This window comes from Paracoccus sp. 08 (genome assembly GCF_024105395.1).
Lineage (GTDB): Bacteria > Pseudomonadota > Alphaproteobacteria > Rhodobacterales > Rhodobacteraceae > Paracoccus > Paracoccus marcusii.
Window position 1 is genome coordinate 52056 of sequence record NZ_WEKR01000073.1, and the last position, 15532, is coordinate 67587.

Consider the following 15532-nt stretch of genomic DNA (forward strand, 5'->3'; position numbering starts at 1 on the left):
AATACGATGAAACTCCTGAAAGCGGCATTTACCTCGGCATCGCTGTCTTTGGTCTTTATTCCCGGCATCGGCGCTTTCACACCCACGGTCGCCAATGCGCAGGGTGTTCCTGTTATCGACTCGCGCAATCTGTTGCAGCAGTTGGAAACGTTCCAACAAATGCTTGTGGATATGGGTTTGCAGGAAGAACAAATCGCCATGCTCGTTGAGCAGATCGAGCTGATGGATCAGCATTTGTCGAAACTGGGTGACATTGAAAACCTTCTCAGCAACCCAACGGATATTCTTGAACTTGCCTTGGGCACTGACCTGGACGGCATTCTCGAAGGCGAATTTGACGCGGATATGCTCGGCACACTCATGCAGGGTGCAAGAGGCGACTGGTCTGGTCTACAAGGTGCGGGCGCAGAGGCGTTTCAGGAGCGCGTAGCGGCGGCACTATCTGGCGGCGGCACCTCGCAAGAGCAAATTACGGCAATGGCAACCTCGGGTGTCCCTGAGGCTGAACGCAACGCGGCTGCAACGACGACAGGGGCCGCTACATCGGCGGCAGCAGAAGTCGCCTACGCCGAGGCCGGACAGTCCGTCCAGCGCGTCGGTGTTCTCGTCGCAGAAATTCAGAACCTGGACAGCCTCAAGGCTTCGGTCGATCACAACACCCGCGTCACCGCTGAACTGGCAATCGCCATGGCAGCGATGTGGCAGCTTGAATCAGTCCAGACCATGAATGTCGGAATGACCGGGGTGCTGGATGCAGCAACGCTTGCCGACATTGAAAAATTCACCGACTTCACACAACCGGATTTCGACTAATGGCCGATAACGATAAAAGCATCCTTGAGGCAGAAGTCATCTACGGCGCAATGCAGCGCGAAAGACTGTGGAAGATCGCTTTCGCAGGAATGACCGCCGCCGCCATTGTTTCCGTCTGTTCTTCGGCTGCGGTCATGATCTGGCATCAGCCCCCCGCGCCAATCGTCGTACCGTTTGATCCTGAAACTGGAATGGCGGTGCCCAATGCAGCGATCGGGTCCGTCAGCCTCAATGAACGTTCTGCGGTCGTACAGTCGCTCGTCTATCAGTACGTGATCGACCGCGAGTCCTATAACCAGATCGACAACGATGTTCGGATCAATCGTGCGCTTTCGAGGACATTGGGCGCGGCGCGGACTGGTCTGGTCGAACTCTGGGATTCTGGCAGTGACCGCTATCTGCCGACCCGGTACGGCGACAGAACGCAGGTCGATGTGGTCGTAACCGGCATCAACCTTCTTGGCGATGATCGTGTCCAGGTTCGTATGCGAAAGCGGCTGACGAACCCTGATGGGTCCAACACAGGCAATTTCACAGCAGTCATCGGCTTCGACTTCGCAACTGAGCAGGAAAAGACACTCGAAGCCGTATGGCAAAATCCATTGGGCTTCACGGTGACCGACTACCAGCTTTATCAGGACAGGAGAGATTGATGCGTACCGGGATACTTTGCTGCGCGCTGATTGCCTGCCTTGGTACGGCAGCTTTCGGTGAAGCCACGCCGCCGCGTGGGTCTCATGATGGACGTGTCCGCGTCACACCGCACGTCGATGGTCAGGTCTATTCCATCAACGTGACCCTGACCCGTGCCACCACGGTCGAGTTTGAGGAAGGGGAACGGATCGTGTCGATTGTGGCAGGTGATACGTCTGCGTTCCAGTTTCAGTCGATACCGGGGGACCGGGTTTTCGCGATTAAGCCAACGGCAAGTGATGTTGAAACCAACGTGACGGTCTACACGGATCGGCGGAGTTACTATTTCAGCGTCAAAGAGACTGCCACCCCGTTCTATGTTGTCCGCTTCTCCTATCCTGCACGGGCACGTCAGCAGGCCGGGACGACGCCGGTTCGGACAGCCGCGAATACCAACTATGGCGTCAGCGCCAGCAGCGAAATCACCCCAACCGCAATCTGGGATGATGGTGCATTCACGTATTTCAGATTCCGAGAAAATTCGCCTGTTCCCGCTGTCTTCAAGGTGACGGGCGGGCGTGAGCGCAGCGTCAACTCTCAAAGCATGGATGGCCGGATTGTTCGCGTCAGCGGCACATCGCAGCAATGGGCACTGCGCCTCGGCAATCAGGAAATCTGCATCGTGGAGCTTTTCCAATGACCGATGAAAGCAACGATCTGCGCAGCAGAATGGCCGAAATCGAAGGTAAAGGCGCGACCGCGCCCTCCGATAAGCCTGCCGAACCTGAAGCTAAGGATGAAGGCAATCTACGCAGCAGGATGGCTGACATCGAAGGTAAGGCAACATCATCCGGAAGGCGAGGATCGGCCGCAAAGTCTGCCGGACTGGCTGCGGCGGCGTTGGTTTTGGGCATTGGTGGATATGCTGTCTATAATTCCGTCTCCCCACCGTCACAGCCAGCCTTCGCGATCCCTACGAGCAATGTTCAGGAATTTCCTGAGGACAGATCGGCATCTGACAGTCTTGGACTGCCAGATGCACCCGACCCGATTTTCATTGATCGACCTGTCGTTACGACACAGACGGACAGCGCGACGCTGGCCCGTCTGGCCGACCTGGAGACAGAGCTGGCGGCGGCTCGGGCTTTGGTTGCTGAGCGAGAAAATGAAACGGAGCAAGAAAGGGTTCTTCGTGAAGAACTCGAACGTGAGCGGGACCGGTTCGCGTCCGACATTGCGACCCTCCGCAGCACGGCTGAGAATGACCAGGAACGCGCCCGTGCCATTGAGGAACAGCTTCAAGCCTCATTGGCCGGGATGCGCGAGCAAATTGCCGCGAACCAACGCGACCTGGCTGCTGCGCAGACCAAGGCACAGCAAGATCTTCTGGAGCAGTCGGAGAACTTTCAGCAGCAGCTAAACGAGGCGCGGGCAGTTGACCCCTTGGAGCAAGAGCGCCTTCGAGCTGAAACCCTGCGGCTTGAGGAGGAGGCGCGTGAGCGCGACAGACAGGCGCAGCTAGAGCTAGACAACCGGGCACGGCTTGAGGAACTTCGGGCTGAACGGGCAGCGTTGGAGCGCGAGCGCGCGCAATCGGCCCTTGTGGCCGTGAACAACAGCGGCGCGTCGGAAGCCGGCGCGGCTGAGGGCCGTCAACTTAGCGCAAACGAGTCCTTCGTTCAGCGGATTGTCGAACCGGTCCCGGTAGCGCGGGCAACACAGATTACAGCGCCACAAGCCACAGTCCCGCAAGGTACGATTATTCAGGCGTCTCTTGAAACGGCAGTGGACAGCACCCTGCCCGGACCAATCCGGGGTGTGGTGTCCGAGGACGTTCACAGCATGGATGGATCGGCGGTCCTTATACCGGGCGGATCAAAGGTCTTTGGCGAGTACAGCAGCGGCATCGAGCTAGGGCAGGAACGCATTCTGATCGTGTGGACGCGGATTCTTACGCCTAGCAACCGTTCGGTCAACATTGCCTCCTACGGCGCCGACCAGTTGGGCCGGAGCGGTACGGGCGGTGCAGTTGATACACGTTTCGGAAAACGCTTTGGCGGCGCCGCTGCGATCTCGATTATCGGGGCAGGTCCAGCGATTGCCGCTAACAAACTAGAGGACGATGACGTTTCCACGGTGGTTCAAGGCGTGGGCGACGATTTCTCGTCTGCAACGGACACGGCAATCGGATCGTACATCAATCTGCCGCCGACCATCCATGTTCGCCAAGGGACATCGGTAACGATCATCGTTGATCGCGATTTGGAGATCTTCTGATGGATGAAAGCTATGTCGATAAGGCATTCGGTCGGCTGCGTGATCTTCTGAACGACGATCTTGTTGAAGTTTGCGTAAATCCTGACGGTCAGGTTTGGTATGAGAACCGTGGGGATGCCTCGATGAAGCTGTCCCCCATCAAACTGTCAAATGAAGAAGTCAGGGATGCTGGGATGCAGATTGCAGCCGAAGGCGATATTCGCATCTCTGAAAAGCATCCCGTGGGCAGTGTTTCGATCAACTACCGCGATTGGCTTATCCGGGCGCAGATGATCCAGCACCCCGTTGTTCGCGGCGGGGACGCACTGGCGATGCGTTTCTTCAAATCGGATACTGAAATGTTTGAGCCTGCCTATCTTGGCGACGGGCCGGAAAGCGCAAGTGCGGCAAGGCGAGAGCTGACAAACCGTGTCTGGGGCCTGGCCGAAGGCAACTTGATCGACGCGCTGACAATGTGCGTCAGGGAAAAGCTGAATGTTGTTGTCAGCGGCGGGACCAGCTCGGGGAAAACGTCGATAGCACGCTGGCTCGTGGGCCAAGTCGATAACAGCGAACGCATCCTCACTATCGAGGACGTGCCTGACCTGATGCCACGCCAGCCCAACAAGGTGATGATGGTATCAAACCGCAACGATCCCTTCCGTAGTCCTGACGTGCTACTTCAGTCGTCATTGAGAATGCGACCTGACCGGATCATCCTATCCGAAGTCACAGGGGCTGATGCCTATACATTCCTGAAAGCGATCAACACGGGGCATGGCGGCTCGATCACGACCATACATGCTGAAACGGCGGAGCTAGCTGTGGAGCGCATGGCGCAGACAGCGTTGGAGGCCGATGGAAAGATGACCTATCAGGACATGATTTCCTATGTGGTACGCTCTATCGACGTGGTTATTCATGTCGGAAAGCGCGACGGAAAGCGCGGTGTGCTAGAGGTATTCCTGCCAAGCCGATACGACGCGCAAACGGAGACGGTCGATGAATCATGACAACGTTGTTGGGCTTTCCCTAGCTCTTACTATCGCCCTCGCGGGCCATCCCGCGGTCGCCCAGACCAATGAAGGCGCGGGGACTGACGCGAGCGTGGAAAGCGCGCACGTTGACCCAGAATTGCGTGATCGTAAGCGATGCCTGAACCACCCTGGCCGTCCGCAATGGATGATTGACCAGCCACTCGGATTTGAGTGGCGGCTTGAACTCGGCCGGGAATTTCGCAGTGCTGAAAGAGCAAGGGCAGTCTCATCGAATGAGACATGCTCTTGCGATCAGCTCTATCCTGACTGGAACGAGTCCCGGCCACTAGTTGAGGCGATCTGGGCAGAGGTCAGCCCCGACTCTAAATTTGTGTGGGGTGAGGCTGAACGCGGCAGGTTTGAGGCTGCGCGAGACAAACTGGCCGATTATAGCAGACCGTTACTGCCTATGGTCACAAGGCTATGCGCAAGCGTGGAGTAAGATCATGGGATTCATCGAGCGAACCTACTTGAACACCATGGAATTGTTGGCGTCACTGGGCCAATCGCAATTCGAAGCGGTCGCATCAGAAATTGCCGGGACAGCTCAGTTGGTTTCGGCTCTTATCGCGGTTCTGGTTCTTCTGAACATGGCTCTGCAAGTCAGACATATTGAAGTTGGAACTTCGGTATGGCTGATTTTCAAGCTCGTTCTGGTCGCACTGTTCATGCAGAGCTGGGCGGACTTTAATGGCGTCTTTTCAGCCATTGAGGGCGGCTTTGGAGCAATTGGAAACGCCATGTTGGCCGGGGGCCTTGGCGTTGGGGAAACAGAGACAAGTTTTCCTAGGGAATTGGACAACCTTGCAGAAAACATGGGGAACTACGCCAATGTCACTGCTGGTCGTTTGAACATTCTGGGCGGGATGATTAACGCCCTCATGTTCATGGCTATCGCGGTCTTTGGCGCACTTGCTACATTGGCAATGGTCGCATCTAGGGTCGTCCTGGCTGTGCTTGTCGGCTTGGCCCCCTTCGCAATCCTCGCAACGCTTACGGCGCAAACAAGATCCTACTTTGATACGTGGCTGAGCGGTGTGATTAAGGTCTTGATGTATCCGCTTATCCTGATCGGCATTTTTGCGACGATTTTGGGTATGGGCAACGCGACGATTGCCAGTATCGACCCCGAGGCGGTTGATACTATCGGTCAGATCACGCCTGTTCTGATGGTACTCGTGCTCGCATCCTTCCTCGTCCTTCTAAGCCCTTTGATCGTCACGATGGTCGCTGGTGACTTCGCCCTGGGGGCGGTCACGGCAATTGTGTCTGCAAGGGCGATAAAGACAGGAGCTGGCGCGCTGCGATCTGGTGGTGCCGCAGCACGTGGGGTTGGTACCGGGGCTGCGGGCATCGAGCCCTCAACAGGCGCAAGCGTTTCGGCACGCGCTGGCAACTACGCAGGACAAGCAGCTCGGGGTGTGGTTGCAGATACCGCATCGTACATGAAGAACCCCGTCAGCAATACCAATGATGCAGTGAACCTTCGCGCCAATCAGATCAATCGAGCGTCTGAACGTTTGGCAAGGCTGCGACGAAAATGAAAAAGGGGGGCATTGCCCCCCTTCTCTTTTGCTAGGCTAAGTCGCCTCTGGCTTTTTTTTGTCTTCGTCAGTCTTCTCTACATCAACGCTTTCGGCGGGACCGTCAGTAACGTCGCCTCCCATTACAAGCTTCAATTTCGGCTCAAGGTTTAGCCTGTCGCGCTTTGCCTTCTTCCTTGTCCGATCAACGACAGCGGGCGTCGGTTCGGCGTCCTTTAGCTTTCGGATTTCATCATAAAGGTCTAGCGATGATGCTACCCAGGCCGCGACGGTCTGCATGTCGTCAGTCGTGAGGTCCTTTACCGAAGGCAAGCTCAATGTCTGCGGTTCGTCCTGAGGCGCTTGCTCGGCTTTTCCGGTTGGCGTCACTAGTGATTGCGGGCTGCGCGCCGCGGACTGATCCGCCTGCTCAGCCGATGCGGGCAACGTCGCCGGCGTCGGGCCGTCCTGTTCGGTCGGCTGTTCAGCTTTATTGGCGGGCGCATCTTTCACCGGTGGCGGCTGCTGCGCTTTCAGTGATTTGCGTTCAAGGTGATTGATCCGCGATTGTAGAAGTGACTTCTCAACAGCTTCCCAGCTCAACTCGTTCTGCATCTCTAGGATTTTCGCAAAATGCCGATCCCTGTGGTGAACGATGGCTTTAACCTTCAATGGCTGCTTGCCGTTGACGATGATGATGCTCACATCCTCCGGCAAGCGTCTTGCTCCATCCTCTGTAAGCAGCGGCTTTTCATCGGTCCGTTCAGTCAACGTAACCCGCTGACCAAGGCCAAGTTGGCGAGACCGTGTGATTGCGCGTTTGCTTGTCATGCCACAAGCTTTCGAAAGATCCTCAATCGTCATTTCTTCGGAGGGCGTCATGTAAAGCTTCAACCCCGCACCGCCCTGTATCGAAAGCCGTTCTTCGTAGGAATAAATAGAGTCCAGCACAGGAATTGTCTGAGTAATAATTGCAATCCTGCCGTGGAAACCCCGAATGGTCGTCATCGCACGTGCTACAGCAGTCATCTTTCCGAGAAGATGGAATTCGTCCAGAATTATCATCGCGTGATACGGCTCGTCTTTCTCCGGCATCCGACTCTGAATCGTTGCAACAAGCTCGTTGAAAAACAGTCTGACCAAACCTGCAAGCGGCTCAAGATCAGCTTCAGCAACAACGAAATAGATCGAAGTCTTTTCACGGCGAAGATCGTTGAAAGTAAAATCACTCGCTGAGGTCATGTCATCAATATGCGGGTTGGCCCAAAGGTCAAAACCAGCATTATTCAAGACTGACTTGTAGGAACTAAGCGTTTTTGTCTCCAGCTTAGCCATGCCAGCCAATTCGGTTCGTAGGGCTGGCTCTGTGGCAGTTTGAGACAGGTTTTTGATATGCTTTTGAAGATCGCCTTCACCTTCTGAGAGGGCACGGTGAATTCCTCCAAGGGTGAAGTCCTTTCTTTCATAAGCCACGCCACCCATGACGCTGAAAAGCTGGATTGCACCCTTCAACCACTCCCCTGCCCCGTCAGCTTGAAGAAACAAAGTAGCAATTTTGCGGAGTTCAAAATTAATCTGGCCGTAGTCTGTAAGCTTTCCAATTCGCTCCAGCGGGTTGTACCGGTGCGATGCTTTTCCAAATTCTACAGGGGCAAATTTATAGATTTTATTGCCCATATTTGCGCGCCATCTGGCAGTGTTTTTGAAATTCTCTCCCTTAACATCCAGTGTGACTGTGGAACCTTCGAAGGTGAAAAGGTTGGGGTAGACAAAACCGACACCCTTACCTGCGCCCGTTGGTGCTACGATCAAGCAGTTGGGGTATTTATCTGACGTTATATACTGGCCCCGCGATTCAGGCGCTGAAGTCTTCGCAAGAATGAAGCCTTTGCCCGGCTTACCCAACAACTTGTTGCGCCGCATCTCCCAACGCGATTGCCATTCAGACGTACCTTGTTTCGTCAGAGCTTCAGACGCTGAGTGTGCGCCGAAGGCGAAACCGCCTATGGCAAGAAACAGGAATATCAACCAGACTTGGGTAAAAAGACCCTCGTTCTGCGTCTTAAGATCGAACGCATTCATGATGAGATAGTCGTAACCTATGGTCCCAAATAGGTTGTGATCGACCCACAGCGTTGCAAAGATATAGGCGAGGATTACCCCGCCCATCGTGAAAAATAGCCCAGAGGCAAGTTGACGTTGCATGTCTGCTACCTTTCGTACTCGTTGCTGCGGTCGCGATCTTTGTCAAAAGTCTCTTTGAGATAGTCCCGGTGATCCGACATAAGCCGCTCGGTTTCATGCGACATGACAAAGCCGGTGCTACGGTTGTTCATTTCCGCCTGCACCATGAGCTGTCGGCCAAACACCTGATCTTTGGTGATGTGGTCGATGGCGCCTAGATCGCCGCGGCGGAAACGGTCGTACTGAGCCTCGGTGGTGTTCTCTTTCAGCAGGCGAATGACTTCCTGGTGTTCCTCGGCGCTGTCTGTCAGCGAGTAGTCGCTGCCACTCTTTGCCCTGAGGTCGGCAAATGCGTCTACCGCAGCCGCACGCTGTTCCGGCCCCTCACGTTCCCGCTCGTCCTCGGCCAAGTAGCCTACGAACGGGGTTCTGTCCCTGGCGTAACGATCCCACATTTCAGACGCCAATGTTGCGTGGGCTGGCGACTTCTCGGCGAACTCTGAAACCTGCGGCTTGAAGGCATCCAACTCATTGCTGGCTTTCTCATATGCCTCTGTGTCGTTGCTATACCTTTCCGCAGCATCCCATTCCTGACGCTGGAACGACATTTCAATGTCCTGACGTTCGGCGTCAGTGACCGCCACTGCGTCGAGGCTGCGGGCTTCCAATGCGGCATCACGCTCATTCGCAGGCACGTACCCTTCCGGGGGCATGACAACATCGGTTGATCTGTCCCAAAGAGCAGATGCGAAAACTGCGTGTTCGCGCGACTGCTGCGCAAATTCGGTGAAGCGGGTTTGCGCAGCCTCAACCTGCTCCTGTCCCCTACTCCGCACTTCGCTGTCATCAGAATAGCCATAGCTAAAATCGGTGCGGCTGAACTGGTGTTCGATGCTGTCGCGTTCTGCGGCCGTCAACGTAGGACGCCCGCTAGCGTCGAGATAATCGCGTTCTAGCTGAGGCACTGGTCGTATGTCGTAGTGAGCCTGAAGATCCTCTCGGATTTCTTGGTAGACGTTTGTCAGCTCGGCAATCGCCTGCTGACGCTGCTCCGGGTCGGACAGGCTTAGATCGGCAGCTTTTGCGACCTGACGTAGATCATCCTGCATCCACATCTGTTCAAGGTACAAGCTCCCTGCCCCTGCCTGCAGGCGTGTCGTAATCGCTTCGGCACTCAACCCTGTGTCTCGGGTGTATTCCTCAATCCGCTCCGCTGCTTTCGACCAGGTGAAGTCATTTCCATCGGCCTTGTGCATGTAGATCGACATTCCGCGCGGGTCTTCGTGCAAACCTTTGGCATATCCCGCATCAGGGCTCAGCGCGGTGAATGCTGCCATGTTTTCTGAAAGCTGCTTTTCGTAAGGAACACGTTGAATCGCATCCTTCGTCAGAAGAACCTCCTGCGACCTTGCAAGTGCGTCGTTCAAAAGAGACGCGTACTGATCAAATTTCTCTAGCTCATCGGCACTAAGGGCGGGCATTTTGTAATCTCCTTTGTTCGACATAAGCATGTTCGCAACGCCCTCGTATGCGTTCTTAAGGCGCTGACAGTCTGCGTTGGCAGCAATAACAGCCATTGCTTCGTAACCAATTTTGGCAAAATTCACTTGCTCTTGCGCATACAAGAGATCTGTCCCAGTCCGGGGCCGCTGCTGCGGTGCGCGGCCTTCCCGGCTTGCATTCCACTGCTCGGTTTGCGTCGGCTGGCGATCGGTAATCCCGCGCTCAAAGCGCGAAGTCGGATCGAGCATGATACCGCGCCGTTCGGCATGTTCCGCCATTGCTTCACGGAATGCCTCGTAGCTGTAATCGGTCCCGCGCCGCATGTTGAACAGGCTGTTGTCGCTACCTCGGCGGTTCAAGACGATATGGGCGTGGGGGTGGTGTTCCTGGTCGTCATGAATGGCCGCGACATACTTGAAACGCGCATCACCATCTTCAAATTTCTCGGCGCATATATCGCGGACGATCTCTGTCACGTCCTTGATTGACGTACCCTCCGGAAAACTGAGGATCATGTGCGATGTCTGACCGTTCCGGGTATTCGCCCACCAGTTATCGGAAAGGCTGTCTACAAGCCTGTTGATTTGCTTGTTTGTTGGCTCATCGTGCGCCCTAAGAATGCCGCTCGGATCAATGACATTGGCAACCTTGTCGTCGCGGAAAATGTAATTGAGCTGGCCCTTCAGTCCGCTTTTGCTGTCGACGCCACCCGTTCGAACGAGCTTAAAAATGGCCTGACCGTGGCGTGCGCCGACCCGGCTCATGCGGCTGACAGAAAGCCCCTTCCCTCTCGAAGACTTGCCGCCCGAAGACCCGCCGCCTTTGCGCCATGGCGATCCGTTGCGGCTCGACTGCTCCCTGTCGAACAGTCGGCCCATAACCTGTTCGATTGCAGAGTGATGTTTACTCATCGAGGGTATCACCCGCCTCGTCAGCAGACAGTCTGCCGTGCAGGGTTGCAGCCTTCACCTGCATGTTGTGAAGCATGGCCCCAACGACCTTCTTGAGATTTTCCACCTCGTCGTTCGCTTGGCGGATGCGTTCAATCTGCTCCAGAGACGGATTTGCACTCCCGGTCTTCTTTACAGACACCGACAAAGCCGCTGCGATCTGGTTAAAATTACCGCCCAGAGCAGTCAGGTGCCTCATGGCTTCTGCAAGAAACTGTTCTTCGGCAGGGCTAGAATCGTAAAAACCGCCGACTGCTCGTGTCATTTTGCGCAAAAGAGCGGCCCTGCTCGACGCGACATTCTCCCGAACAAGCCTGTCTAGGCCAGCCTTCTCATGGGTCGTCACCTTCGCTCCGACGGTCACGTAGGCGGCGCGGTCTCCAATGATAGCGCCCTGGCCGCTTTTGATCCGGTAGACCGTCGATGGCGCAACGCCAAGCTGCTGCGCGATTTTCGCGGCTGAATGACCCTGCGAAAGAAGGGTCCGAATGCGGTTCCGGCGCTCAAGAGGTTTCACACAAATGGCTCCAAAATGCAATTTTGGTTAACATTGGACATATCCTGCAACTCAAACACTACCCTCTGACCCCCTCAAAAACAATCCCTCGATGCCGTAGGCGTCGAAAAAGGGAATGTGGGGGGGGGCAGAATGCGGGTAGTGTTTGGCAATTTCCTTCCCGAAGATCGCAGATCGAAGGGCGCAGGGCATTTCAGGACAGGTTGCATGCAACCTTCAATGCCCCTGAGAGCGCCGGAGAGGGCCGTGGAAGCCGCAAAGCGCGTTCTCGGCTACCCGGATACCGCAAAGGCCTGATCGCGGGCCTGCGGCGCTAAAAATCGAGCCCGACCTTCGGATGCACCACCTCGCGCCCGCAGCTCTCTGCCCGGTCGCTCTAAAGCACATGGCTTGGCGGAAGGACCGGCCTTCCTCGGCATAGTGGTCATGCTGGTACCACTAGGTGCGATAGGTGCGTGGGTTTCAGTAGGCGCTTTGGTAGCATTAGGTGCATTGGGTGTATTGGGTGCATTAGGTGTTATGGGTCGATTAGGTGGAGTGGTACAACTAGACGTTATGGGTGCTATAGGTGATTTAGGTTAATTAGGTGGTTTAGGTGCGTTGGGTTCCTTAGGTGCGTTGGGTGCGTTGGTTATAAAATTCGCAAACATCCCAATAGTAGCTGTAGCTACGGTGGTGCCCGTGGGCATCATAGTCGCACTAGCATGGGTGGGTATGATGGTTGCACTAGTAGTACTGGGCACATCGGTCACAGTAGTATCTTAGGTAGCAAATTTCGCAACTTTCGCACTTGTCACAATGTCTCAGGCTGTCATAGCCTGGCAACAAGCAGACTTAGGGCTGAAAAATTCTAGTGAGGTTGGTATGAGCGACGGATTTGATGTGGTGTCGGTGATAAACGCTAAGGGTGGCGCAGGAAAAACGTCACTCACCAAAGTTCTTATCAGTGCGGCATTGGCATCCGGGCAGAAAGTTGTCGCCTTTGATTGTGACCCTACACAAAACTTAATGGGTTGGGTCGATAAAGCGAAAGAGGCCGGAAACTGGCCTTCGAACGCCGCAGCGTTCGAAGCGAGAACTGCCAAAGAGATTGTTGAAGCTCTTAATCAGCTTACAGATGAAGGTTTCGATGGTTTGGTTTTTGTGGATACCGCAGGATTTGGCGACAAAGCATCACTTTACATGGTCAATAACAGTGACTTCGTTATCCTTCCGATCATGCTTGGGTCTGACTCCGTTGGGACCACACTGGAAACAGCGACAGTTGTAACGCAGATGGTCGACCAGTTGGACGAGGGCAAAAAGGCAGTTGTTAGGGTGGTTCGGTGCAACATTCCTACGCTGTCCAACCGACGCAAAGGGCATAGCGAGAATTTTGACCGTCTAGGGCAACACCCTTTGTGCTTGAAAGCTTATATTAGCAACTCGCCAATTATCGAACTTTGGACAGATGAAGGACCTTTGCATTCACGTTTTAAGCGTGAGGAAAATACGGTTGAAGGAGCGAAGGCTCTGAACGCCAAAAATACGATGAAGGTTCTTCAAGAAGGTCTAGCTGTCATTAATGAACTGTTTGAGGAGGCGGAATGATGGCAAAAAGACGTTTCGAGATCGTTGAAACACCACTCCCTGAGTCCCGCATCCTGAACAAGTTCAAGGTCGGGAACGAAGATGATGAGGGCGTTCCTTCGGAAAAGAAGGCTGAGAAGGGGGGTCAGAAACCCTCTCAAGCGGATGTCTCTCAACCCGCAACTCATGACAGTAAGTCACTTGCGGCCCATCAGGTGCCTTCTGATAGTGCTGATACTGCTGGCCCTGACGATAGCAAAGCAGATCTTCTGAAGGTATCTCAGGGTGGGCAAGAGAGTGCCGCAAAACCTGAATCAACGGACAATGTTCAAGCTAGCGAAACATTCTCGGTAAATTTCAAGGTTGGCGTCCCTGCTTCGTCATCTTCGGAGTATCACGAACTCAAAAAAAGAAGTGGTGTTACTGAAGACTTTCTTATGAAGCGGCTGATTTCTGTTTCATTTAAGATCATGGGAACAATGGATGTAGCAAACATTGTGATCCCTGCAGAGGTTCCGGCGAGCCTAGAGCCTATCCAAAGAAAAAAACACTACGCTAGGAAGTCACAGATTGCGCGCTTTCGCGAAGTCCACGACCCTTTGGAAATCTATTCTATCGCTGATTGCTGCCGCCTTATGTATGTCGCTGCCTTCAAAGAGGCCGTTGCCGAGCTGTCTTCAAAACTGAATCGAGCCGCAAACTAGTTTGCCCATTTCGGGCATGTAATCTCGACCAGGTTGGATTTGTCCACCCGTGGCCCTTGAGGCCACGGGCTTGCAGACCGCGAGCGGAACGGCCCCCATAGAGCGAAGGGACGCGAGTGGGCTGTGGTCAAATCCATCCTGTAAAGCGGCACCTTTCCCCATGCACCCGCGGCGGCGCAGCCGCCGCCCAAAGCCGCCGCCAGGCGGCGTCTGCGTGAAACGCAYNAGGATCATGTGGCGCGGCTTGCCGCGCTGCGATGTAAGGCGAAGCCTCGGGCGGGCGCGCTGGCGGCGAAGCTGCCGGCGCGCCCGCCCGACATTCTCCCTGCGCGTCAGGACAGAGGGGTAGGGCAGGGGGGTCAGCAGACCCCCACAAACCTTTCGCCACCTTGGCTGTCTATCTCATAGATCAGAACGGGCGATCCGATCCGGGCGGCGCGGCGTCTGCCGCGCCGCTCTGCTTCGGCCAAGGTGGCGCACGGGATGGGAAGGTCGTCGGGGTCGTCGCGGATTTCGTAGGTCACAGCGCGATCCCCGGTTTCACGTTCCCGTCCCGGTCCAGCCAACCGCGCGCCTCTGCGCAACCGATGCAGATGCAGGTTCCGGCTCCCCCGACCGTGACAGGGGCCAGATAGACCGGGGGATTGGTCGTGCCGCATTTGCGGCACGACAGGTCGGGCAGAGGGCCGCTCACGCGGCCGCCCTTTCTTCTTCGACGTGCTGGCGCTTGGTCAACAGGTCAACGGCTTTCTGGGCCTCGCTGGCGGCTTTGAAGATCAGACGTTTGTCGTCGTTCAAGGCACGCAGCCAGCTCTTGATATATGCGCCGGACTGTCCAAAATCAGGCGTCAGGCCAAGCTTTGCGCAAAGCATGGCATTTCCCAATTCCGCCACCATTTCCTCGAACGCATACCCTTTTCGGTCATTAAAGCGGGAAAAGCGGTCAAGGCGGGTGCTATGGCCTGTGGCGTGGATTTCCTCGTGGGCCAGCGTCCCATAATAGCCCGCCGCATCGTGAAACGTGGCAATCGGCGGCATGTGGATATAGTCATCGGCGGGGCTGTAGTAGGCTTGCGGGTCGTCGCTGGTGCGGATTTCAACGCCGATCCCTGCAAAGAAAGCATCAAGCGACGGGTCGGCCTCGGTCCCAAGGTCACGCGCGGCCTCGGCGGGGCTGCCATAGTATTCCGGGGCTAGGCCCTCGATCTGCTCGGCGTTGAACACGCTGTAGGATTTTAGGTAGGGCAGGCGGCGTTCTTCGCCGGTCTCTTTGTCCTCGCGGTCAAACGTCCCGTATTTGACAACTGTGGCGCAACGCTCTCCTTTACGAACGTTTCCGCCCGCCTCTTGCGCTTGGCGATAAGTAAACCAGAACGGGGCGCGATAGCCTTTGGCGTCGGCAGCCAGCCACAGCATCAGGACATTGATGCCCGAATAGGGTTCGCCGTTGCTACGCAGCGGAAAGGGTGCGCCGCCCTTCTCGCTGGTCCAAGGTTTGCGCCATGCGGGGGTGCCGGACTCGATGCTGGCAATGATGCTGTCGGTGACGTGCTGGTAGAGGTCAAAAGATTTAGCCATGTCTGGCCTCCTTGTGGTGGTTAGCGTGGTGCGCTTGCTGCGCCCCTTCCGCACCTCCTTTTTACTATTTATAACAACGCTTTCCCACTTATTTATTGCCGTTTTCGGCAATTAAATAGCTTGACCAAAGCACCCCCTTCGGACTTCTTTTGATGCCTGAGGGGAGGGAGCGCACAGCCCCGTAAGGGGCCAAAAAAGAAACTGTCACCGCAACGCGGTGCCCGCATTGGTGACGGTCGCGGATCGGCGCCTGGCCTGACTTCTT

At 55.5% G+C, this 15532-nt stretch carries 14 protein-coding genes; 8 read left to right on the forward strand and 6 right to left on the reverse strand.

Annotated features, from left to right (window positions below):
* The first annotated feature begins 6 nt into the window (after positions 1 to 6).
* The 6 genes from GBO37_RS19740 (at position 7) to GBO37_RS19765 (ending at position 6283) form a co-directional block, all read left to right on the forward strand.
* Positions 7 to 813 (forward strand): type IV secretion system protein, encoded by an 807-nt coding sequence (locus GBO37_RS19740; RefSeq protein WP_084697710.1) that lies wholly within the window; start codon positions 7 to 9, stop codon positions 811 to 813.
* Positions 813 to 1466, forward strand: coding sequence for a type IV secretion system protein (locus GBO37_RS19745; RefSeq protein ID WP_045984241.1), 654 nt, complete (start codon positions 813 to 815; stop codon positions 1464 to 1466). Before GBO37_RS19740 ends, GBO37_RS19745 begins: the two co-directional genes overlap by 1 nt.
* A complete protein-coding gene (locus tag GBO37_RS19750; RefSeq protein WP_045984242.1) occupies positions 1466 to 2146 on the forward strand; it encodes a TrbG/VirB9 family P-type conjugative transfer protein in 681 nt (226 codons plus the stop codon). The genes GBO37_RS19745 and GBO37_RS19750 overlap by 1 nt, the downstream gene beginning before the upstream one ends.
* Entirely contained in the window at positions 2143 to 3723 is a 1581-nt protein-coding gene (locus GBO37_RS19755) for a TrbI/VirB10 family protein (protein WP_162198089.1), read from the forward strand. Before GBO37_RS19750 ends, GBO37_RS19755 begins: the two co-directional genes overlap by 4 nt.
* A complete protein-coding gene (locus GBO37_RS19760) occupies positions 3723 to 4715 on the forward strand; it encodes an ATPase, T2SS/T4P/T4SS family (RefSeq protein ID WP_045984243.1) in 993 nt (330 codons plus the stop codon). The genes GBO37_RS19755 and GBO37_RS19760 overlap by 1 nt, the downstream gene beginning before the upstream one ends.
* A 470-nt stretch (positions 4716 to 5185) precedes the next feature.
* A complete protein-coding gene (locus GBO37_RS19765) occupies positions 5186 to 6283 on the forward strand; it encodes a type IV secretion system protein (protein WP_252930557.1) in 1098 nt (365 codons plus the stop codon).
* 36 nt (positions 6284 to 6319) lie between these two features.
* Here the strand turns inward: GBO37_RS19765 and GBO37_RS19770 are convergent, their stop codons facing one another.
* From GBO37_RS19770 to GBO37_RS19780, 3 genes are read right to left on the reverse strand one after another with little or no spacing between them, the layout of a single operon-like run.
* A complete protein-coding gene (locus GBO37_RS19770; protein ID WP_252930558.1) occupies positions 6320 to 8467 on the reverse strand; it encodes a type IV secretory system conjugative DNA transfer family protein in 2148 nt (715 codons plus the stop codon).
* A 5-nt stretch (positions 8468 to 8472) separates the two neighbouring features.
* Positions 8473 to 10860: a relaxase/mobilization nuclease domain-containing protein gene (locus GBO37_RS19775; protein ID WP_084697641.1), complete on the reverse strand. Its 2388-nt coding sequence runs from the start codon at positions 10858 to 10860 to the stop codon at positions 8473 to 8475.
* Positions 10853 to 11416, reverse strand: a complete 564-nt coding sequence (locus GBO37_RS19780; protein WP_162198077.1) for a helix-turn-helix domain-containing protein — start codon at positions 11414 to 11416, stop codon at positions 10853 to 10855. The genes GBO37_RS19775 and GBO37_RS19780 overlap by 8 nt, the downstream gene beginning before the upstream one ends.
* A gap of 864 nt (positions 11417 to 12280) precedes the next feature.
* Here GBO37_RS19780 and GBO37_RS19790 point away from each other — a divergent pair.
* Together GBO37_RS19790 and GBO37_RS19795 are read left to right on the forward strand one after the other, a co-directional pair.
* Complete coding sequence (locus tag GBO37_RS19790) at positions 12281 to 13006, forward strand: ParA family protein (RefSeq protein ID WP_162198098.1); 726 nt, start codon at positions 12281 to 12283, stop codon at positions 13004 to 13006.
* Complete coding sequence (locus GBO37_RS19795; RefSeq protein ID WP_252930559.1) at positions 13003 to 13689, forward strand: hypothetical protein; 687 nt, start codon at positions 13003 to 13005, stop codon at positions 13687 to 13689. Before GBO37_RS19790 ends, GBO37_RS19795 begins: the two co-directional genes overlap by 4 nt.
* Positions 13690 to 14048: 359 nt before the next feature.
* Here the strand turns inward: GBO37_RS19795 and GBO37_RS19800 are convergent, their stop codons facing one another.
* The 3 genes from GBO37_RS19800 to GBO37_RS19810 are packed head-to-tail and all read right to left on the reverse strand — an operon-like array spanning position 14049 to position 15267.
* On the reverse strand, positions 14049 to 14213 hold the full coding sequence (locus GBO37_RS19800; protein ID WP_164871494.1) for a hypothetical protein: 165 nt from the start codon (positions 14211 to 14213) through the stop codon (positions 14049 to 14051).
* Positions 14210 to 14383, reverse strand: coding sequence for a hypothetical protein (locus tag GBO37_RS19805; protein ID WP_164871493.1), 174 nt, complete (start codon positions 14381 to 14383; stop codon positions 14210 to 14212). Before GBO37_RS19805 ends, GBO37_RS19800 begins: the two co-directional genes overlap by 4 nt.
* Positions 14380 to 15267 (reverse strand): ArdC family protein, encoded by an 888-nt coding sequence (locus tag GBO37_RS19810; RefSeq protein WP_252930560.1) that lies wholly within the window; start codon positions 15265 to 15267, stop codon positions 14380 to 14382. Before GBO37_RS19810 ends, GBO37_RS19805 begins: the two co-directional genes overlap by 4 nt.
* Between the last annotated feature and the right edge of the window lie 265 nt (positions 15268 to 15532).